General features: G+C 67.8%; 18 protein-coding genes. 5 read left to right on the top strand and 13 right to left on the bottom strand.

What is annotated here, in order from left to right; all coding sequences use genetic code 11:
* Nucleotides 1-4: 4 nt before the first annotated feature.
* Nucleotides 5-1,141: a DSD1 family PLP-dependent enzyme gene (locus BoBH3_RS04555; protein WP_262329546.1), complete on the bottom strand. Its 1,137-nt coding sequence runs from the start codon at nt 1,139-1,141 to the stop codon at nt 5-7.
* Between the two features lie 142 nt (nt 1,142-1,283).
* On the opposite strand from BoBH3_RS04555, the gene BoBH3_RS04550 reads away from it, so the two are divergent.
* Both BoBH3_RS04550 and BoBH3_RS04545 read left to right on the top strand, forming a co-directional pair.
* Nucleotides 1,284-3,104, top strand: coding sequence for an ABC transporter ATP-binding protein (locus BoBH3_RS04550; protein ID WP_262329545.1), 1,821 nt, complete (start codon nt 1,284-1,286; stop codon nt 3,102-3,104).
* A 93-nt stretch (nt 3,105-3,197) separates the two neighbouring features.
* On the top strand, nt 3,198-3,554 hold the full coding sequence (locus BoBH3_RS04545) for a hypothetical protein (protein WP_262329544.1): 357 nt from the start codon (nt 3,198-3,200) through the stop codon (nt 3,552-3,554).
* Nucleotides 3,555-3,605: 51 nt separating this feature from the next.
* On the opposite strand, the gene BoBH3_RS04540 is transcribed toward BoBH3_RS04545, so the two are convergent.
* From BoBH3_RS04540 to BoBH3_RS04495, 10 genes are all read right to left on the bottom strand, one after another.
* Complete coding sequence (locus tag BoBH3_RS04540; protein WP_262329543.1) at nt 3,606-4,127, bottom strand: hypothetical protein; 522 nt, start codon at nt 4,125-4,127, stop codon at nt 3,606-3,608.
* A gap of 39 nt (nt 4,128-4,166) precedes the next feature.
* Complete coding sequence (locus tag BoBH3_RS04535; protein ID WP_262329542.1) at nt 4,167-5,096, bottom strand: nucleoside hydrolase; 930 nt, start codon at nt 5,094-5,096, stop codon at nt 4,167-4,169.
* Nucleotides 5,097-5,100: 4 nt separating this feature from the next.
* Nucleotides 5,101-5,865 carry an ATP-binding cassette domain-containing protein gene (locus BoBH3_RS04530; protein WP_262329541.1) on the bottom strand — a complete coding sequence of 255 codons (765 nt, stop codon included), beginning with the start codon at nt 5,863-5,865 and terminating at the stop codon, nt 5,101-5,103.
* Nucleotides 5,866-5,999: 134 nt separating this feature from the next.
* Nucleotides 6,000-6,944, bottom strand: a complete 945-nt coding sequence (locus BoBH3_RS04525; RefSeq protein ID WP_262329540.1) for a sugar ABC transporter substrate-binding protein — start codon at nt 6,942-6,944, stop codon at nt 6,000-6,002.
* A 33-nt stretch (nt 6,945-6,977) separates the two neighbouring features.
* Nucleotides 6,978-7,934 carry an ABC transporter permease gene (locus tag BoBH3_RS04520; protein ID WP_262329539.1) on the bottom strand — a complete coding sequence of 319 codons (957 nt, stop codon included), beginning with the start codon at nt 7,932-7,934 and terminating at the stop codon, nt 6,978-6,980.
* Nucleotides 7,935-8,002: 68 nt separating this feature from the next.
* On the bottom strand, nt 8,003-9,511 hold the full coding sequence (locus tag BoBH3_RS04515; RefSeq protein WP_262329538.1) for a xylulokinase: 1,509 nt from the start codon (nt 9,509-9,511) through the stop codon (nt 8,003-8,005).
* Nucleotides 9,512-9,659: 148 nt separating this feature from the next.
* Nucleotides 9,660-10,664, bottom strand: coding sequence for a Gfo/Idh/MocA family protein (locus tag BoBH3_RS04510; RefSeq protein WP_262329537.1), 1,005 nt, complete (start codon nt 10,662-10,664; stop codon nt 9,660-9,662).
* A gap of 10 nt (nt 10,665-10,674) precedes the next feature.
* Complete coding sequence (locus BoBH3_RS04505; protein ID WP_262329536.1) at nt 10,675-11,691, bottom strand: Gfo/Idh/MocA family protein; 1,017 nt, start codon at nt 11,689-11,691, stop codon at nt 10,675-10,677.
* Between the two features lie 2 nt (nt 11,692-11,693).
* Nucleotides 11,694-12,869 (bottom strand): extracellular solute-binding protein, encoded by a 1,176-nt coding sequence (locus BoBH3_RS04500; RefSeq protein ID WP_262329535.1) that lies wholly within the window; start codon nt 12,867-12,869, stop codon nt 11,694-11,696.
* 159 nt (nt 12,870-13,028) lie between these two features.
* Nucleotides 13,029-14,243 carry an ROK family protein gene (locus tag BoBH3_RS04495; RefSeq protein WP_262329534.1) on the bottom strand — a complete coding sequence of 405 codons (1,215 nt, stop codon included), beginning with the start codon at nt 14,241-14,243 and terminating at the stop codon, nt 13,029-13,031.
* A gap of 85 nt (nt 14,244-14,328) precedes the next feature.
* Here BoBH3_RS04495 and BoBH3_RS04490 point away from each other — a divergent pair, with 85 nt between their 5' ends.
* Genes BoBH3_RS04490 through BoBH3_RS04480 form a run of 3 tightly spaced genes read left to right on the top strand, consistent with a single transcriptional unit; the run spans nt 14,329 to nt 17,337 of the window.
* Complete coding sequence (locus BoBH3_RS04490; protein WP_262329533.1) at nt 14,329-15,072, top strand: glucosamine-6-phosphate deaminase; 744 nt, start codon at nt 14,329-14,331, stop codon at nt 15,070-15,072.
* Between the two features lie 5 nt (nt 15,073-15,077).
* A complete protein-coding gene (locus tag BoBH3_RS04485) occupies nt 15,078-16,112 on the top strand; it encodes an N-acetylglucosamine-6-phosphate deacetylase (RefSeq protein WP_262329532.1) in 1,035 nt (344 codons plus the stop codon).
* A 31-nt stretch (nt 16,113-16,143) separates the two neighbouring features.
* Entirely contained in the window at nt 16,144-17,337 is a 1,194-nt protein-coding gene (locus BoBH3_RS04480) for an ABC transporter substrate-binding protein (RefSeq protein ID WP_262329531.1), read from the top strand.
* 104 nt (nt 17,338-17,441) lie between these two features.
* Here BoBH3_RS04480 and BoBH3_RS04475 read toward each other — a convergent pair whose 3' ends face one another.
* Together BoBH3_RS04475 and BoBH3_RS04470 are read right to left on the bottom strand one after the other, a co-directional pair.
* Nucleotides 17,442-19,160: an ABC transporter ATP-binding protein gene (locus BoBH3_RS04475; RefSeq protein WP_262329530.1), complete on the bottom strand. Its 1,719-nt coding sequence runs from the start codon at nt 19,158-19,160 to the stop codon at nt 17,442-17,444.
* Nucleotides 19,157-20,011 carry an ABC transporter permease gene (locus BoBH3_RS04470; protein WP_410050556.1) on the bottom strand — a complete coding sequence of 285 codons (855 nt, stop codon included), beginning with the start codon at nt 20,009-20,011 and terminating at the stop codon, nt 19,157-19,159. Before BoBH3_RS04470 ends, BoBH3_RS04475 begins: the two co-directional genes overlap by 4 nt.
* Nucleotides 20,012-20,013: the final 2 nt, after the last annotated feature.

Raw genomic sequence — 20,013 nt, 5'->3', positions numbered from 1 at the left:
TGCGTCAGGTCAGCGCGCCGCGCGCCGCCACGGGCCAGACGGCCTCGACATGAGCATCCGGCCCGTCGAGGCCGCGCACGCAGACATACCAGTCGTGCAGATTGACCGTCGGGTCGCAATGGCCCGGCACCAGAAGCAACCTGTCGCCGCGATGCGGCAGCGCAACGGGGTCGCCCGTCAGGACGCCGTGCTCGTCGGAGGGCTTGGTGTAGACGATGCCCTCGCGCCGGAACGGCACGGGCATGCCTGAATCGACCGCGGCCGTCTTGTGGCCGGCATCGACCACGGCGCGGTCCGGCACCGGCTTGCTCATCACGCTGGTGAGGATGAAGAGCGAATGCTCGAAGTTGCGGAAGGGGGTGCCGTCGGCGTTGCGGTTGCGGGCGTAGTCGGCGTCCATGAAGATGTAGGAGCCGGCCTGCAGCTCGTTCCAGATGCCGGATTGCGTTTCCAGTTCGTAGGTGCCGGTGCCGGCGCCGCTGACGATTTCGCAGTTGAGCCCGGCCTGGGCGAGCCGTTCGACGGTGTTGCGCGCGGAAAGCCCCGCCCGCTCGATTGCCTCGCGCCGCTCGTCGATGGATCGCATATGCTGCGCGGAGCCCTGATAGGCCTGGATGCCGGCGAAGCGCAGCGTGTTCGTGCGTGCGATCGCTTCCGCCAATCTCACCGCGCCCTCGCCGGGGGCGACGCCGCAACGCCGGGCGCCGACATCGATCTCGACCATCACATCGAGCACCACGTCGTGGCGTGCCGCCGCCTCCGCCGCCTCGCGCACGCCGTCGGGATGATCGACGCAGAGCCCGATGCGGGCGCTGCGGGCGAGCTTCGCCAGCCTGTCGAGCTTGGCCGCGCCCACCACCTCGTTCGTCACCAGCACGTCGCCGACGCCGCCCGCGACCAGGATCTCGGCTTCCGCGACCTTCTGGCAGCATTGCCCGACTGCGCCATGGGCGATCTGGCGCAGCGCGATTTCAGGGCTCTTATGCGTCTTGGCGTGAGGCCGGAGCCTGATGCCATGGGCCTGGGTGAAGGCCGCCATGGCGACGAGATTGCGCTCAAAGGCATCGAGATCGAGCACAAGGGCCGGAGTCTCGATCTCGGCGAAGCTCTGGCCCGGCTGGGCCGGCGGCGATAGCGGCATGAAGTCTCCTGAGTCGGTTGTGGCCATGGGAGGCCAGCTTCGTGTCGGTAGCAAGGCCCGCCGGGGGATTGGCGAGACGCGGCTGGCGAATGGACGGGCGGCCCACTCGCCACTCGTGGCTCGTCATGTTAGGTCGCGGCCCATGCAAATCGGCCGCGTCACCGACGATACCCTCGCTCTCTTCGCCCGCGTCTGGCGCGAGCAGATCAGGAGCTACCTGCCGCAGATGGCGATGATCCTGGCGCTGGTCCTGGTCATCGCGGCGACGACGAGCTTCTATCCGCTGCTGATCAAGGCGGCGTTCGACGCCTTCGCCGATCCGCTGACAGCCGAATCGACGGGTTTCGTCCGGCGCATGGAGCGGCTGGTCTCGAAGTCGATCCACTACGACATCGGGGTGATCAATGCGATCGCGACCGTGGTCGTCATCGTCACCGCGATCAAGGGCTTCTCGCTGCTCACCCAGACGGTGATGACCAACAGCGTCGTCAGCCGCATCGAGGCCGACATGCAGACGGCCCTCTACGGCCATCTGATCGATGCCGATCTCGCGCAGCTGCAGAAGGAAAACCCGGCCTCCCTCACACAGCGCTTCACCACCGACTTCACCTTCGTGAAGGAGGCGCTGACGCGCATCGTCAACATCGCCATCCGCGACGTGGTGACGGCGATCGCGCTGGTCGGCGCGCTGTTCTGGATCGACTGGCAGATGACGCTGGTGGTGCTGCTGATCGCGCCCGTCATCGCCCATCCGATCGGCCGCATCGGCAAGAAGCTGAGGCGTATGGCCAACTCCCAGCAGGAGCAGACGGGCATCATGGCGAGCCTCGTCACCGAGAGCCTGCAGGGCGCGCGCGCCGCCAAGACCGATTCGCTCGAGCCCTATCTGAAGCAGCGTGCCGCGCATGCCTTCGAGACGATCCGGGCGCTGAAGATGAAGGCCGCCAATGCGCGGGGCCGGCTCGATCCCTTGCTCGAGGTCGGCGGCGGCCTCGCGGTCGCGGGCGTGCTCGCCGCCATCGGCGTGCGCATCACCTCCGGCTCCTCCACGGTGGGCGACTTCACCGGCTATGTCTCGGCCCTGCTGCTGGCGGCACAACCGATGCGCTCGCTCGGCAACCTCAACGCCATCGTGCAGGAGGCCGGCGCCTCGCTGAAGCGCTATTATGCGCTGCTCGACGAGAAGCCGCTGATCCTCGAGCGGCCGGATGCGAAGCCGCTTGCGGTCAAGGCCGGCGAGGTCTCCTTCCGCCATCTGCGCTTCCGCTATCGCGACGACCAGCGCGCCCTCGAAGGCATCGATCTCGTCGCGCATGGCGGCCGGACCACGGCGCTGGTCGGCCGCTCCGGCTCCGGCAAATCGACGCTGCTCGCGCTGGTGCCCCGGCTCTACGATCCCGTCGAGGGCCGGGTCGAGATCGACGGGCAGGATCTGCGCGGCGTCACCCTCGCGAGCCTGCGCCATCAGATCGGCGTCGTCAGCCAGGACGTCGTGCTCTTCGACGACACGGTGCGCGCCAATATCGCCTTCGGCCGGCCCGGCGCCAGCGACGAGGAGATCATGGCGGCAGCGAAGGGCGCGGCCGCACATGACTTCATCATGGCGATGCCCGGTGGCTACGACGCCTCGGTCGGCGAGCGCGGCCACAAGCTCTCCGGCGGCGAGCGCCAGCGCATCGCCATTGCCCGCGCGATGCTGAAGGACGCGCCGATCCTGCTGCTCGACGAGGCGACCAGCGCGCTCGACACCGAATCGGAGCGGCTGGTCCAGCAGGCGCTGGCGAAACTGATGAAGGGGCGCACCACCATCGTGATCGCGCACCGGCTCTCGACCATCCGCGAGGCCGACCAGATCGTGGTGATGGACGAGGGCAAGGTGGTCGAGACCGGCAGCCATGACGAACTGCTGGCCCGCAACGGCGCCTATGCGCGGCTGCACCGGCTGCAGTTCGTCGAGGCCTGAGCGCGGGCCGTCGGATTCTTCCAACGAACCTGTTGCGTCGCGTGCTACGATGCGCCGACGCTGCCTCGAATGCGGTGAGCGGGGACATCGAAAATGGCCAATAATCTCGAGCAGTTCGCGCGGAATTCGCTGCAGTTCCGCCCGTCCGACATCCGGCTGGTACTGGAGCGGGTGCATTCGCACGTCGTCAAGCCGCGCATGTCGGCCGAGGAACTGCTGGAGGTGGTCCGCGGCCTCGGCTTCCAAAGCGTCGAGGCCTTCGGCGACCAGATCGGGCTTGAAAGGGTGACTTCGGAGAGCTGGGCGCGCTACGGGCTGTCGCGCGACGCGGCGCAGCTCCTGCTCGCCTTGCTGAACTACCGCCAGCGCCTTCTCGACGCGATGGACGATTTCGAGAAGATCACCCAGATCCCGCTGGACGGCTTCTTCGAGAACCAGCAGCTGCCCTGAGGCGCTATAACCGTCATTGCGAGCCTCGCAATGACGGCTAAGGCGAGCCGCTCAGCGGCAGAAATCGGCGCAGCCGGCGTCCCAGAAGGGCTTGTCTGGGTCGAGGGCCGGGATCGAGGGGCGCGGCTTGCGGCCGGGCAGCTCGGCGGGGACGGGCTTCACGAGCTCCCACCAGCCATGGGCGCATTGCGAGCGGAAGGCCATCTGGTCTGAGATCGAGGTGCCTTCCTTCTCCAGCACGATGTCGAGCGCGGCGCAGCTCTCGCGCAGCTTCTCGTCATGGGCATCGTTCGGCTCGTTGGCGTAGTCGTGGAAGGCCTCGGTGAAGGCCTCCATATCGCGGGCGATATGGGGCCAGTCCGCGCGGCCGAGGTTCCAGGCGTCCATCCATTCGCGCACCACCGTCTCGACGGCTTCCGCCTTGGGCTTGTCCTTGACCTTGCGGGCGGTGGTCAGCATGTGGCGCATCAGCTCGGCGCGGGCATGGGCGTGGCGCGCCCTCAGCGCGGCCTCCTGCATCTGCGCCATGGCCTCGGCCGCCTCCTGCTGCAGCGCTTCGACGAAATGCGGCATGGCTCAGGCTCTTTCAGGCAAGGATTTTCAAGCGACGGCTCAAGGCAATGTGGCGAGGCGCTCGATCACGCGCTCGAACAGCTCATGGGCCTTCACGGCAGCGACGACATGGGCGTTGGGCTCGCGCTTCAGCCTGCCGTTCCAGTCGATGGTCGTGCGGCCGCGTAAGGGACCGTCGCCGGTCTCGACCGTGACAAAGCAGTCGCGTCCCTCGAAGAGTTCCGGCCAGAGCAGGAACGCGACGATGCAGGGGTCGTGCATCGGATGGCCGTCGCTGCCGAGCCCGCCGGGGCGCGGGCGTGTCAGCATGCCGTGCACGGCCTTGCCGGTGGCGTTGCCGAGCGTGCCGATGCGGGAGATCTGGGCGTGGCTGGCGATGGCCTGCAGCGTGACGCCCAGCCCGAACATGACAATGGGCCGACCGCAGCCGAAGACCACGGCGGCGGCATGCGGATCGGTATAGGCGTTGAATTCGGCCGCTGGCGTGATGTTGCCGAGCCCGATGGCCCCGCCCATCAGTACGATGCGCCTCACCTTGGGCAGGATGTCGGGCGCGAGGCGGAAGGCGAGCGCGAGATTTGTCAGCGGCCCGAGCGGGCAGAGCGTGACGCCCTCGTCGGGCGCGGCACGGCAGATCGCGATGATCGCGTCCACGGCGTGGCCGGGCGCGGCGGCGCTCGCCGGAGCGGGGAGACCGGCACCGGCCAGCCCATCCGGTCCGCAGACGAACTCGGCGGTTTCGAGCGCGATGACGAGCGGGGTCTCTGCGCCGCAGTAGACCGGAATGTCTCCGGCCTTTGCGAGGTCGCGGATGCGCAGGGTATTCGCCGTGGTCTGCGCCACGGGGACATTACCGGCGATGGTGGTGATCGCCTTCAGATCCAGCGCGTCGCGGCTTGCGAAGGCCAGCAGCAGGGCCACGGCATCGTCCTGTCCCGGATCGGTATCGATGACGATCGTCTCGCGCATCGCTTCACGCCGCCTTCGCGTTGCCGGCCATGATCATATGGGCGATGTCGTCGGCCGACAGGTCCCCGAGCGGCCGGTCGACGTATTTGCGGCCTGCGCCCATGATGACGACGCGGTCCGCCAGCGCCACCACGTCGCGCATGTTGTGGCTGATCAGGATGACGGTGCGGCCGTCGGCCTTGAGCTTGCGGATGAGGTCGAGGACGAGCGCGCTCTCCTTGACGCCGAGCGCGGCTGTCGGCTCGTCCATGATGATGATCTCGGCGTTCCAGCGCAGCGCGCGCGAGATCGCGACCGCCTGACGCTGGCCGCCGGAGAGCCGCTCGACCGGCCGGGTCATGTCGGTGACGGCGGCGGAGAGCTGGGACAGGTAACGCTGCGAGTCCGCGATCATCCGCTTCTTGTCGAGGATGCGCAGGAAGGGCAGCAGGAAGGGCTTCGTCAGCTCCGAGCCCATGAAGACGTTCTGGGCGATGGAGAGGCGCGGAGCGAGCGCGAGATCCTGGTAGATCGTCGCGACGCCGTTTTCGAGCGCATCATGCGGCGAGGTGAAGGCGACCTGCTTGCCGCGCAGGCTGATCGTGCCGGCTGTCGCCTCCTCGGCGCCGGAAACCACCTTGATCAGGCTCGACTTGCCGGCGCCATTGTCGCCGCACAGCGCCACGACCTCGCCGGGAAAGATGTCGAGATCGACATCGCGCACGGCGACGACCGGGCCGTAGCTCTTGCCGATGCCGCGAAGCGAGAGGAGCGGGGTGGAGGTGGTCATGGCCTGTCCATGGGATCGCGGAGGGCTTGCCGTCATTCTCGGGCGAAGCAGGGCTTCGACCCGAGAATCTCAGGACCGGAGGGTGCTGGTTTCCGAGATGCTCGGGTCAAGCCCGAGCATGACGGCTGTCGCCCTCACTTCTTCAGGAACTGCTGGACGTTGTTCTTGTCGACCAGCACGGCTTCGGTGAAGAGATAGGGGCCGGACGCGATGGTCTCCTTCGGCTTCTTCTCGACGACGATCGCCTGGATGGCATCGACCGCCTGCTTGCCCATCTCGTCGAAGGGCACCGCGACGGTGGCCATGAAGGTCGAGTTGGGGTCGGCGATGCGCTCGTAGCTCTCCTTGCCGCCATCGACCGAGATCAGCGGGATCTGGCCCTTCTTGATCCCCTGAGCCTGCAGCAGGTCGTCGATGATGTAGGCCTGGCCGTCGAAGGAGGCCCAGATGCCGTTGATCTTGCCCTGGTTCTGCAGGAGCAGCGCCTGCATGCCGGCGCGCACGTCATCGCGCCAGCTCTGGGTGCGGGCCATCGAGAACTTGCCGAGCTCCTTCACCGCCTGGTTCTCGGCCAGGACCGCGTCGAGGATGCGACCGCGGATGCGCGAGGCGACGTTGAGGTCGAAGCGGGCGGAGACGATGTTGCCTTGATAGCCGAGCTGGCCGAGCAGATAGAGCGCGGCATCGGCGCCGACCTTGTATTCGTTGGTCTGGATGTCGAAGAGCGCATGCGGGCTCGAACCCGACTGCACGGTGATCACGGGGATCTTGGCGTCCTTGGCGGCCTTGAACTGGGCGTCGGCCTCGACCGGCTTGCCCATGGCGATGATGATCGCGTCGACCTTCTTGGCGATCAGCGCGTCGAACTGCTCGGCATGCTTGGGCAGCGCGCCTTCCGAGTTCAGCAGCGTCACACCCCAGCCCCTGGCCTTGGCCGCCGCCGCAGCGGCGTTGGCGACGCGCGCATGTGTCTCCGACGAGAACTGGAAGCCGATGATGCCGACCTCGAACGCTTGCGCAGACTGGCCCAGTGCAACGAGCGCCGCGGCCGCGACCAGCATCTTCCTCAAACCGAACATGAAGCCCACTCCCCTTGTTGGACCGTTTGAACCTTAGACCTTGAACGCCGCTTTCTTCATCGCGCTGGCCGAGAAGGCGACCGAGCCGATGATGATCGCGCCGAGCACGATGTCCTGAATGTAATAGGGCGCGCCGAGCAGGACCAAGCCGTTGCCGAGCACCTTGAGCACCAGGGCCGCGAAGACCGTGCCGGCGATGTTCGGCTTGCCGGGGTCGAACATGGTCATGCCGAGCAGCACGGCGGCGATGGCGTAAAGCAGGTAGTCGCCGGCCATGTTGGGCGCGGCGGAGGACAGATTGGCGGCGAGCAGCATCGCCATGATGCCGGCGAAGAGGCCGGCGAGCAGAAGGCCGATGCGCTTCATCCGCGGCGTCGCAATGCCGGCAAGCCGCGCAGCCTCGTCCGCCTCGCCGGTCGCGACCATATGCGCGCCGGTCTTCGTCCAGCGGACGAGGCCCCAGGCGAAGAGCGTGGCGCCGGCCATCCAGAGCACGAGATTGGGGATGCCGAAGCTGTAGCCGCGCGCGAGCCCCGTGAAGCCGACAGGCCAGCGCCCGACGAAGGCGACGCCCTGCGTGATCATGAAGGCGAGGCCCTTGGCGATGGCAGCTGTGCCCAGCGTCATGATCAGCGAGGGAATGCGCAGCACGGTAACGCCGAAGCCGTTGAAGGAGCCGAGCACGATGCCGACGCCCAGCGCCGCCGATACGGCGACGGCCGGCGGGTATTGTGCATGCACCAGCCAGCCGCAAACGACGGCCGCGAGGCTCGCCACTTCGGCGACCGAAAGATCGAGCTCGGCGACGGTGAAGGCCAGCGCGAAGCCGAGCGCCAGGATGGCGAGGAAGCTCGTATCCTTCAGCACATTGATGATGTTCATGCTGGAGGCGAAGTTCGGCGCGAAGACGAGGAAGAACAGGATCAGCGCCAGCCCGGCCAGAGCCGTGCCATAGCGCCCGATCAATTCGCGCGGGTCTATACGGCCCAACTCACAGTCCCTTCTTCGCGATCATGCGCGCCAGCGCCCGGTTTCGGATCGTCGGCATGAAACGTCCTTTACGTGGCGTTTGCCGGGTTGGCGAGGCCGGGCAACGCGGCGGTGCTTTGCGCCAGCGTGACGAGCTCGGCCGAGATCGGGGCGAGAGCCGCTTCGCTCTGCCGATAGAGCGCATAGAGCGCGTTGTAGGCCGGGCGTCGCGCCGGGTCGGGCTCGTAGCGCCGGGCGATCTTAACAAGGGCGTCCTGCGCGGCTTCCAGCGAGGCGAAGCGTCCGAGCCCCGTCCAGGCGATGATTGCCGCGCCGAGCAGGCCGGGCTCCTTGGCCGTGCCGATTGCGATCCGGCGGCCGCAGAGATCGGCCTTCACCTGCGCCCAGATCGGATTCGCCGCTGCGCCGCCGCCGAAGCGGATCTCGTCGACGCGGGCGCCAAGCGCGCCTTCCGCCCGCTCCAGAACGAGGCGGTTGAGGCAGGCGACCCCTTCCAGCACCGCATAGGCGAGGTCGGTCGGGCCGTGCTGGCGGTTGAGCCCGATGAAGGCGCCGCGCAGGTTCGGGTTCCAGTAGGGCACGCGCTCGCCCTGCAGATAGGGCAGGAAGATCAGTGGCTGCGGATGACGCTGTCCTGCGAGTAAGCTGTCGATCTGCGCGCCGACATCCTCGGGGCCGCCGAGCAGGCCGGCGAGCCATGCGGCGGTGTCGGCGCCGTTCTGGCTCGGCCCGCCGAGATGCCAGAGCCCGCGCCAGTCGACGGTCATCAGCCCCTCGGCTTCGGCTTCGTCCGTGCCCAGCACGCCGAGCACCTCGGTCGTGCCGGAGATGTTGTAGGCATAGCCCGGCCGCATCGCGCCGAGCCCTGCGACTGCGGCCCAGGTGTCGTTGCAGCCGCAGAACACCGGCACGCCCGCCAGCCTGTCGAAGGGGGCGGGCAGAGCGCCATTGATCGGGCCGACGATCTCACTCGGTTCGATGATCGCGGGAATGATCGAGGCCGGCAGGCCGATGGTGGCGAGGGCCGAGCGGCCGGCGACGAGGCGGGCCATCGAGACCGGATCGCTGGCGTGGCGGCCGGTGAGCCGAAAATTCAGATAATCCTTGGGTTCCAGCACGCAGGCGAGGCCGCGGGCGTTGTCGGCTTCCTCCTCCGCAAGCCAGGCGAGCCGCGCGAGCGGGTGGAAGGCGTTGATGCGGCCGGCTTCCGGATGCGGTCCGAGCCGCTCCAGCAGTTCCGCCGCCGCGGCTTCCGAGCGGCTGTCTTTCCAGGTCAAAGCGGGCCGTAGCTCGCGCCCGTCCGCGCCAAGGAAGACCTGCGTGCGCGTGACGCCGCAGATCGTCACGGCTTCAATCTTCGCGAAGAGGTCGGGCTTCTGCTGCGCCAGCTCGCCGGCCGTCCGGAGAAGCAGCTGCCACCAGCCTTCCGCGGCGACCTGTGAGTGCCCGAGATGGTCGTCGAGAGCGGGGCCGACGGCGGCGCTTTCAGCTAGCGCCGCGCCGCTTTGGTCGATCAGGGCGGCGCGGAAGCTGCTGCCGCCGAGATCGCAGGCCAGGACGACGCTCTTTTCGTTCATGGGGAGAGAAACACACTCGTCATTCCGGACAAGCCGCGAAGCAGTGCCGATCCGGAATCCATCGTTGGGCGCGACGCGTTATGATGGATTCCGGGTCAAGCCCGGAATGACGGCAGTTGGGGCATCGGCAGCATAATCGATGCCGGAGTCAAGAACGCGCCGCCTTCAGGATATCGTCGACGAGGCGCTGGGAGGCCAGAGCCTCCTCGCCGGTGACGACCGCGTCCCGGCCCTGCTCGATGGCATCGAGGAAATCGGCGATGACGGCGCGGTGGGCGTCATGCGGGAAATCCATGATGTTGGCGCCGCTGCCGGTCGAGCCCTCGGCCTCGACGACCTCCTCGCGTCCGTCGAGGAAGGCGAGGCTGAGCCGCCCGCCGATCAGGCTGGCATGGCCCTTCGTGCCGGTGATCTCGATGCGCTCGGGATAGCCGGGATAGGCCGCCGTCGTCGCCATCAGGGTCGCGGGTGCGCCGTTTTCGGTCTCCAGCAGGGCCGAGACGTAATCCTCGGTTTCCATGCGGTGGAGCGCGGTGGTCCGGCTCTGCGCGGCGACGACCTTCGAGACGCCGACGAGCGAGCGGAAGAGGTCGAGCGAGTGGATCGCCTGCGTCAGCAGCACGCCGCCGCCGTCACGGGCCAGCGTGCCGCGTCCGGGCTCGTCGTAATAGCTCTGCGGGCGCCACCACGGCACGGAGAGCGAGGCGGCTTGAATCGTGCCGAGTTCGCCGGACTGCAGCGCGGCTCTGAGGCGCAGGCTCGCGGGGCGGAAGCGATGCTGGAGGGTGACGCCGAAGACCTTGCCCGAGCGGCGGGCCGCGTCGACGAGGCGCTGGCCGCGCTCGCTCGTCAGCTCCAGCGGCTTCTCGACGAGCACATGCTTGCTGGCTTCGAGGCAGCGCGCCGAGACGTCGAGATGGCTGGAGGGCGGGGTGAGCACGATGGCCGCATCGACCGCCGGATCGGTGAGGACCGCGTCGAGATCGGTCGTGGTCGGGAAGGGGAACTGCTGGGAGTAAGCCTTGGCGCGGTCCGGCGTGCGGCTGACGGCCCAGAGCGTCTGCGCCCGGTCGGCGAGGTCGACCAGGCTTTTTGAGTGCGGCAGCGAGGCGGGGCCGAGTCCGATCACGGCGATGCCGAGCTTGCGTGTCATGGTCGGCTCCTCAGATGGCGGGTTTGGCCGGCAGCCACGCGGCTTTCGCCTGCGCTTCCAGGGCGAGGCGGCAGACGGTGAAGGCGTGGGCCTGGCTCATCGCGGTTTCGCCGCGGGAGCCGATGTCGGCGATCAGGTCTCGGAAATAGGTCAGTGGCTCGCGCGAGGCGTCGATATGGCGGGTGCCGGCCCTGTCGACGAGGAAGACATGGTCCGTGCCGGGGCGGCCGGCGACATCGACATATTTGCGCAGCTCGATGGTGCCTTCGGTGCCGAGGATGGTGAGGCGTCCGTCGCCCCAGGTCGGCAGCCCGTCGGCGGTGAACCAGTCGACACGGATATAGCCACCCGCCCGGTCGCTGCGCAGCAGGATCTCGCCGAAATCCTCGAAATCGGGAAAGTCCGGATCGCCGAAATGGCCGGTGCCGGAGGCGACGATCTCAGCATTCTGCGAGCCGGTGAAATGCAGGAACTGGTCGATCTGGTGCGAGGCGATGTCGGTGAGGATGCCGCCATAGTGGCGCTTGTCGAAGAACCAGCCGGGGCGGATCGCGCGGTTGAAGCGATGGGGGCCGAGGCCGACCGTCTGTATCACGCGGCCGATCGCGCCGTCGGCGATCAGTTTGCCGGCAATGAGCGTCGCCGGGACGATGAAGCGTTCCGAGAAGCAGATCGAGAAGATGCGGCCCGTCTCGGCTGCGGCCTTCTCCACGGCGGCGAGCTGGTCGAAGTCGGTGACGCCCGGCTTGTCGACCATGACGTCCTTGCCCGCGCGGATGGCGCGGATGGCGATGCCGGCGCGCTCGGCGGGGATCGCGGCGCAGAGGATCAGGTCGATCGAGGGTTCGCCGAGCAACAGGTCGGCCGTGCTCTCGGTCAGATCGGGAAAGCGCTCGCGGAAGCCGGTCAGCACACGCTCGTCGCTCGTCGCGGGATCGAAGCCGGCGCAGTGCGCGCCGGCTTCGAGGAGACCACCGACCATATGGTAGATATGGCGGTGGTCGAGGCCGATGACGGCGAACTTCATCGCTACTGCGGCGCTCCGTGGCCGACGCCGATCTCCTGATCCCAGCGGCGGAAGGCGGCGACGAGGCGTTCGGGTGTCAGCGGCGGCTTGGTCGGCAGGCTGGTGATCAGCCCGTCATATTCCGGCCGGCCATATTCGGCGAGGATGTCGCGGCTTTCCTGCGGAGCCATGGCGAGCGTCACGCCCTTCACGGCCGGGCCGGGATAGAAATAGCCCTTGTCGTAGGTCACGGCCTGGGCCTCGGGCTTGAGCATATGGGCCATCAGCGCGACCAGAGCCGTCACCTTGTCGGCGGGGACGCCCTTCGGGATGCACATGAACTGCGTGTCCGGAATCCAGTGCGTCTTGTCGAGGACGAAGACCTTGGCCTCCTTCGGGACGATGCCGAGCACGCGCGGGTTGATGTCCCAGCCCAGCGTCGAGACGATGACGTCCCGCGTGCCTTCGCCGAGCTCCTTCATCGTCGCGGCCGTGCCGGCCGGATAGTAGTCGACGCCGGTGCCGAGCTCCTTGAGATAGGCCCAGCTCTTGGCCCAGCCATTCATCGGGTCGCTCGGGTCGGAATCGCCGAGGATGTAGGGCAGCCCCTGCAGCCAGGTCCAGCCGGGGCCGGAATTGACCGGCCGCGCATAGGTGAAGCGCTTCGGGTTCTGCTTGACGTAGGCGAGCAGGTCCTCGGCGGTCTTCGGCACGGCCTTGAGCCGCTCAGGCGCGTATTCGAACAGCGGGCCGGAGGGCGAATAGACGACCGCGACGCCTTCGTTCTGGCCGAAGTTGCGCTGCATCATCAGCGCCTGCTCGTGATAGACCTCCTCGGGCTTCGGCAGGTCCTTGGCATGGGACTTCCAGACATCGAGCCAGAGGCCCTGCTGGATGCCGTCCGACATGGCGCCGGGGCCGGTCAGTACGAGGTCGATGTCGACGCGGTTGGCCTGCTGCTGGGCCTTGATCTTGGCGGGTAGCTCCGGCGAGGGCGCGCGTGAAAAGTTCAGCCGCGAAATCAGCTTCGGATTGTCCTTGGCGAACTTCTCGATGGCCGCCTGCGTGAGCTGCAGATTGCCGGCGACATCGATGATGTTCAGTGCGACCGGGGCGCTCTGCGCCTGTGCGCCGCCGGCTTTGAGGGCGGCGAGGCCGGCCGCTCCGGCCATGACGGTGCGACGAGTCGGATGATTCATGTTCACTCCCTGGGTTGAGCTCTCTGTCATTGCCTAGGGAGGCACGCGGAGCCCTGACTGGGATACTAGTGCACCAATGGAGGGCGCGCCAGCGCGTTTCGCGTGCGCCGGCGGCATGGGCGACATCGGCTTTCCGATAGGGCAGATGGTCGGCCGGGTTCAGCTCTGCTCGGCCAGCAGAGCTTCCGCCGCTCGGCTGAGCAGCGGCGCCGCCGCGCCGTGGATTTCGTAGAGCTGGCTGGCGCGCAGGCCGGCGAGATCGGGCATCGCGAAGCCGTCCATTGTGCCTTCGGCGCGGAACAGGCTGTTGAACCGGGCCCAGAGCTGGGGATTGGCGGAGAAGGGGCCGCTCACCGCGATCCGGGCCGGAAAGAGCAGGCGGCAGGCATTGGCGAGCGCGCGGGCGACGAGCTCCGTCGCCATCTCGACCTGGGGCAGGGCGAGAAGGTCGAGCCCGGCGAGCTGCCGGGCGAGGCGGGTCTCGTCCTGGTCGAGATCGGGCCAATGCCGCCGCAGCGCCGGGAGCAGCGACCAGAGCGCGGCGCCGGTCTCCAGGCAGCCGGTATTGCCGCAGCCGCAGGAGCGGTTGCTGAGCGCTGCGAGGCGCCAGTGGCCGATCTCGCCGAAGGAACCGGCCGGCGCGAAAGGCTCGCCATCGACCGCATAGGCCAGGCCGACGCCCCAGCCCCAATGCAGCAGCAGCGTCCCTCCCGAGAACTGGTCCGGCTCACGTGCGGCGCGGGCGCGCAGCTCCGCATCGAGGTTGCGGCAGATCTCGACCGGGCCTGCGACGGGCGCCAGCACCGCGCCGATGTCGAGCCCGCGCATGCGCGGCCAGCGCGAGGCCATCAGCCATTGGCCGCGCTTCAGGTCGATCAGGCCGGACAGCGAGACGGCGGTGCCGGCATGGCCCATGCCGGGCGGCATCGCGTCGAGCAGGTCGCGGGCGAGGTCTGCCATGGCGGCGGCGATGGTGTCGTTGTCGGCTTCGCTCTCGATGGCCGTGCGGCGTTCGGCAACGATATGGCCGTTGAGATCGACCAGCGCGCCGGAGAGCGACTGGCTGGAGACGTAGATGACCGAAGCGCCGATGCGCCGGCCATGGGCCAGCAGGATAGCCGGCGGCCGGCCCCGGCCGCTCGCCTCGCCGACCGTCTCCAGGACGAGCCGGCGCGCCAGGAGATCGCCGACGACGCGGGAGACGCTGGTGGAGCGCAGCCCGAGAATGCGGCCGATCTCGGGGCGCGAATGGGCCTGGCCGCCGAGGATCAGCCGGTAGATGCGGGCGCAGTCCCGCTCATGGGCGAGCGCGAAACGGCTCTCGTCGATCGAGAGCAGGGATTGCGGCGCATTATTCGGAACAGTTGCGTTCAAAATTAACCATTGCGTTCTGGCGGGGGCTCCATAAGCTCAGTTCCAGAATATCGGAAATTTCGTTGCGCAAAAGGTTCAAAATTCGATGATCGAGATGCATCTCGCCTCCGACAAGGAGACGCTGGGCCAGCAGGCAGCGGCGCTCGGCGCGCAGGCGATCCGGGACGAGATCGCCCGCTCCGGCGAGGCGTCGATCATCGTGGCGACCGGGGCGAGCCAGTTCGAGATGCTCCAGCACCTCGTCGCGGCGGAGGGCATCGACTGGTCGAAGGTGACGGCCTTCCATCTCGATGAGTATGTCGGGCTGAGCGAGGCGCATCCGGCGAGCTTCCGGCGCTATCTGCGGGAGCGCTTCATGGCGCCGCTGAACAATGCGCCGCGCTTCATTGCCGTCGACGGCGAGGGCGACCCCCAGGAGGCGGTGAAGCAGCTCAACACGCTGATCGCCGGCCGGCGCATCGCGGTGTGCTTCGCCGGCTTCGGCGAGAACTGCCATCTCGCCTTCAACGACCCGCCGGCCGATTTCGACACGGAAGAGCCCTATCTGGTGGTGACGCTGGATGAGGCCTGCCGCCGCCAGCAGTTCGGCGAGGGCTGGTTCCCGAGCTTCGAGGCGGTGCCGCAGCAGGCGATCTCGATGAGCATCCGACAGATCCTCAAGAGCGAGCTGATCGTGCTCTCGGTGTCCGATACGCGGAAGGCCCAGGCGACGAAGGACGCGCTGGAGGGGCCGGTGAGCAATCTCGCCCCGGCCTCTATCCTGCAGACGCACAAGCGAACGGTGCTGTTCATCGATCCGCCCGCCGCCTCGCTGCTGAGCCGGAAGTAGGCGCCATGCGGACGCCGGGGCTCGTCGATCTGCAGGTCAACGGCTTCGCCGGGCTGGACTTCAACTCCGGCGCGGTGACGGCCGAGGCGCTCGACCGGGCGCTGGAGGCGATGCTGGCGACCGGCGTGACGACCTGCCTGCCGACGATCATCACGGCCCATCCGCATGAGCTCGTGGAACGCTTCCAGGCGCTCGACGCCGCTGTGGGCGCGAGCCGGCTCGGCCCGCTGATGTGCCCCGGCTATCATCTCGAAGGCCCGTTCCTGAATTCGGGAGCCGGCTATCACGGCTGCCATCCGGCCGATGCGATGACGGCGGCGAAGGCCGACCTCGTGGAGCAGCTCGATGCCGTGCTGCAGCGGCCGATCCTGATGGTGACGCTGGCGCCGGAGATCGAGGGCGGCCTCGCGCTCGCCGCCAAGCTGGCGCAAGCCGGCAAGATCGTGGCGATCGGCCATTCGGCCGCCGATTTCGAGGCCGTCCAGGCGGCAGCCGATGCGGGAGCCTCGCTCTCGACCCATCTCGGCAACGGCCTGCCGCAGCAGCTCCACAAGCTGAACAACACGCTCTTCGCGCAGCTCGGCGAGGACCGGCTGATGGCCGGCTTCATCGCGGACGGCATCCATATCCATCCCAAGGCGCTGAAGAGCCTGATCCGGGCCAAAGGCTTCGAGCGTTCGATCCTCGTGACCGACGCCGTGGTCGCGGCCGGAGCCGAGCCGGGGCGCTATCATTTCGCGGGCATGCCGGTCGATCTGGCCGCCGACGGCTCGGTGCGGCAACCCGGCGGCGTCTCGCTGGCTGGCTCGGCCCTCAAGCTCGACGATGCGGTCCGCAATGTCGTGGCCTGGGGCATCGCGACGCCGGCGGAGGCGGTCGCCATGGCGTCGAGCCACGCGCTCAGGGCGCTCCAGCCGGCGCTGGAGGCGGCCGGGATCAAGCTGCCCGAGAACGAGATCATTTGGTCGCCGGAACTGCGGATCCGCCACATCCGCATCGGCGACATGACACGCGACTTCGCTGCCGAGGCGGCAGCCTGAAGACATCACCACCAAGCAAAAAGGGGAGACCATGACTGACTTCACGAATGGCGTTGACCGCCGCGTCGTCCTGGGCGGGCTCGGAGCCCTGGCCGTGAGCGGAAAGGGGGTCTTCGCCGCCTCGCCGCCGCTGCCTTCGGCGCCGGTCGGCATCAACATCATCGATGTCGGCGGCGCGCTGGCCCTGATGCAGCAGGCCTTCGACGACTATCGCACCGCCAACCCCAAGCTCGTCTCGCGCATCACCTATGTGAAGGCGCCGGCGCCGGAACTCGCCAGCAAGATCAAGGCGCAGCAGAACGCCGGCCGCGCCGATCTCGACCTCGTGCTGACCGGCAGCGACGGCCTCGCCGCCGGGCTGGAGCAGGACCTCTGGCTCAAGATCCTGCCGGACTTCAACGACAAGTTCCCGAAGATCGAGGAGAACTACGAGCCGGCGGCGCTCAACCTGCACAAGGTACAGGGCGCGGGCTTCGGCGTCGTGGTCAACTACTACCCGTCCGGCCCGCTGCTCGAATACATGCCGGATCGCGTCAAGCAGGTGCCGACCACGGCCGAGGAACTGCTCGCCTGGTCCAAGGCCAATCCGAACAAGTTCATGTATGCGCGCCCGGCCAATTCCGGCCCGGGCCGCACCTTCATGATGGGCCTGCCCCACATCCTCGGCGACAAGGACCCGCAGGACCCGGTCAATGGCTGGGACAAGACCTGGGCCTATCTCCAGGAGCTCGGCCAGAATATCGAGTATTACCCGGCCGGCACCGGCGCGACGATGAAGGAGTTCGGCGACGGCTCGCGCGACATCATCATCTCGACCACGGGCTGGGACATCAACCCGCGCGCGCTCGGCATCGTGCCCAAGGAAGCCAAGATCCAGACGCTGAAGAACTTCCGCTGGGTCTCGGACGCCTTCTTCATGTGCGTGCCGAAGGGTGTCCCGAACGATCGTCTCGCGGTGGTGCTCGACATCATGGCGCATGTGCTGACGCCGAAGATGCAGGCCTATTCCTATGACGAGGGTTATCTCTATCCCGGCCCGGCCGTGAAGAACGTGCCGCTCTCGCTCGCGCCCAAGCGCAGCCAGGAGGTGATCGCGGAGTTCGGCCGGCCGGAATATGCCGACCTGATCGCGAACAACCCGATCGAGCTGCCGCTGAAGCCCGACAAGATGGTCGTCGCCTTCCGCAAGTGGGACGAGCTGGTCGGCGCCAAGCAGCGCAAGTAAGCCGAACGATAACGCCATCGTTCCGCCCTGGCGCGGAGCGAAGAAAAGGCCCGGAACCCATCTGGTGGAGTTGCCCCCGCCGATGAGTTCCGGGCCGATTTGTTTCAGCTCACGATCGAAGCGTCGTTCTCGGCGCGTCGCCAGAACAGCCTGACGCCGCCCTCGCCAGTGCTTTCGAGACCGGGCACGGCGGAGAGAAGCTTCTGGGTATAGGCGTGCTGCGGGGCGTCGAAGATCGCATCGCGCGGGCCTTCCTCGACGATGCGTCCGTCCTGCATGACCACGACGCGATCGGCCACCTGCTCGACCACGCCGAGATCGTGGCTGATGAACAGGCAGGAGAAGCCGTGCTTCTTCTGCAATTCGTCGAAGAGTTCGAGCACCTGCGCGCGCACCGTCACATCGAGCGCCGAAACGGGCTCGTCGGCGATCACGAAGCTCGGCCGCCTGACGACTGCGCGCGCGATGGCGACGCGCTGGCGCTGGCCGCCCGAAAGCTCGTGCGGGAAGCGGCCGGCAAAGCCGTCGCCGAGACCGACTTCCGAAAGAACTTCGGCGACGCGCGCAGCCTTCGCAGCCGATTCCATGCCGGGAACGAGCCTCAGTGGCTCGGCCACCAGTTCGCCAATCGTCATGCGCGGGTCGAGCGAGGAATAAGGGTCCTGGAAGACCATCTGGCAGTTGAGCCGGTAGTCCCAATAGCCCGCCTCGCCCTTCGTGATGGGCTTGCCGTCGAAGAGGATCGCGCCCGAGGACGATTTGACCAGCCCCGCGATGGACTGGCCGAGCGTGGTCTTGCCGGAGCCCGAGCCACCAACCACCGCGACGACCTCGCCGGGCTGGACGTCGAGGCTGATGCCGTGGAGCGCGCGCTTGGGCGTGCTCTTGCGGAAGAAGCCCTGCCGGCCGGGATAGTCGACGACGAGGTCCCGCACCGAGACGATCGGTGTCTTCGCCTGCGGCAGCTCGCGCGCCGGCAGCCGGTGCGGCATCGCCGAGAGGAGCTTGCGGGTGTAGGCGTGCTGCGGCCGGGCGAGGATGTCCTCGCTCTTGCCCTGCTCGACCACCTCGCCCTGGCACATCACGACGATGCGGCTGCAATAGCGGGCGACCATGCCGAGATCGTGCGAGATCAGCAGCACGGCAGTGCCGTTCTCCTGCGTGAGGCCGACCATCAGCTCCATCACGTCGCGCTGGACGACCGCGTCGAGCGCCGTCGTCGGCTCGTCGGCGAGCAGCAAGGCGGGTCTGAGCAGCATTACCGAGGCCAGCATGATGCGCTGGCGCATCCCGCCGGAGAACTGATGCGGGTAGGATTCGAGCGCGCCCTCGGGGTCCTTGAGGCCGACGCGCCGTAGCATGTCGAGGATCAGCGCGCGCCTTGCCGCCGCATCGAGCTTGCGGTGGAGGGCGAGGCCTTCGTCGAGCTGACGGCCGATCAGCATCGAGGGGTTGAGCGAGGTCATCGGCTCCTGGAAGACCATGCCGACCTTGGAGCCGCGCATGGCGCGCAGATCCTTGCCGCTCATGGCCATGACGTCCTGCCCGTCGAAGCGGATCGTGCCGCCGACGAGCCGGACCGCGGGCGGGATGAAGCCCATCACCGCGCGGGCCGCGAGCGTCTTGCCCGAGCCGGATTCGCCGACGATGCCGACGATCTCGCCGGGGAAGACCTGGAAGTCGACATCGTCGACGACGGTGCGGCCGGCTTCGCCGATCCTCAGCGTCAGGCCCGCGACATCGAGAAGAGGCTGGGGGTTCTTGCTCGACGCGTTTTCTTCACGCGAACCGGTGCCCACTTCGCTTGAAAACGCTTGGATCATCGTGCGCCCCTCATCCGCGGGTCGAGCTTGTCGCGCAGCGCGTCGCCCAACAGGTTGATGCCGAGCAGGGTGAGCGAGATGCACAGGCCCGGGAAGATGCCGAGCCAGACGGCCTGGCCGATATAGGGGCGCGAGCCCGCCAGCATGTTGCCCCAGGTCGGCGCCGGCGGCGGCACCCCGAGGCCCAGGAATGAGAGCGCGCTCTCGGCCAGCAGCACATAGCCGAACATCGAGGTCGCCAGCACCGTCAGCGGTGCGATGCAGTTCGGCAGGACGTGGCGGGCCATGGTGAAGGCCTCGGAATTGCCCATCACGCGCGAGGCGGCGATGAATTCGCGCTCGCGCAGGGACAGCACGGTGCCGCGCACGACGCGCGCGACCGAGGGCGTATAGGCGATGCCGAGCGCGAGGATGATGCCATATTTGTTGGCGCCGACCACGGCAAGCAAGCCAAGGGCCAGCAGGATGCCGGGGAAGGCCAGCAGCGCGTCGTTGAAGGCCATGATGATCCGGTCCGTCCAGCCGCGGGTGTAGCCGGAGATCAGGCCGATCAGGGTGCCGAGCAGCACGGCGAGCGTCACGGTGAGCAGGCTGATCCAGACGCTGGTCGCCGCGCCGGCCATCAGGCGCGAGAGCACGTCGCGGCCGAACTCGTCGGTGCCGAGCCAATGGGCGGCATTCGGTGCGACGAGCTTCTCGCGGAAGGAGAGCTTGAGCGGCTCGTAGGGCGTCCAGAGCGCGCCGGTGGCGGCCACCGCGAGAAGGGTGCCGATCAGGCCGCCGCCGATGATCGCGTTGGGAGCCGGGAGCTTCAAGCGGCGGGCCTTCTTCCCGGAGCCGCCAGTGCTCATGG

Origin of the sequence: Allobosea sp. BH3 (genome assembly GCF_025499465.1) — a bacterium.
Taxonomy (GTDB): Bacteria; Pseudomonadota; Alphaproteobacteria; order Rhizobiales; family Beijerinckiaceae; genus Allobosea.
The sequence above is the reverse complement of the archived record's forward strand: the minus strand, read 5'-3'. Positions and strand labels throughout refer to the sequence as shown.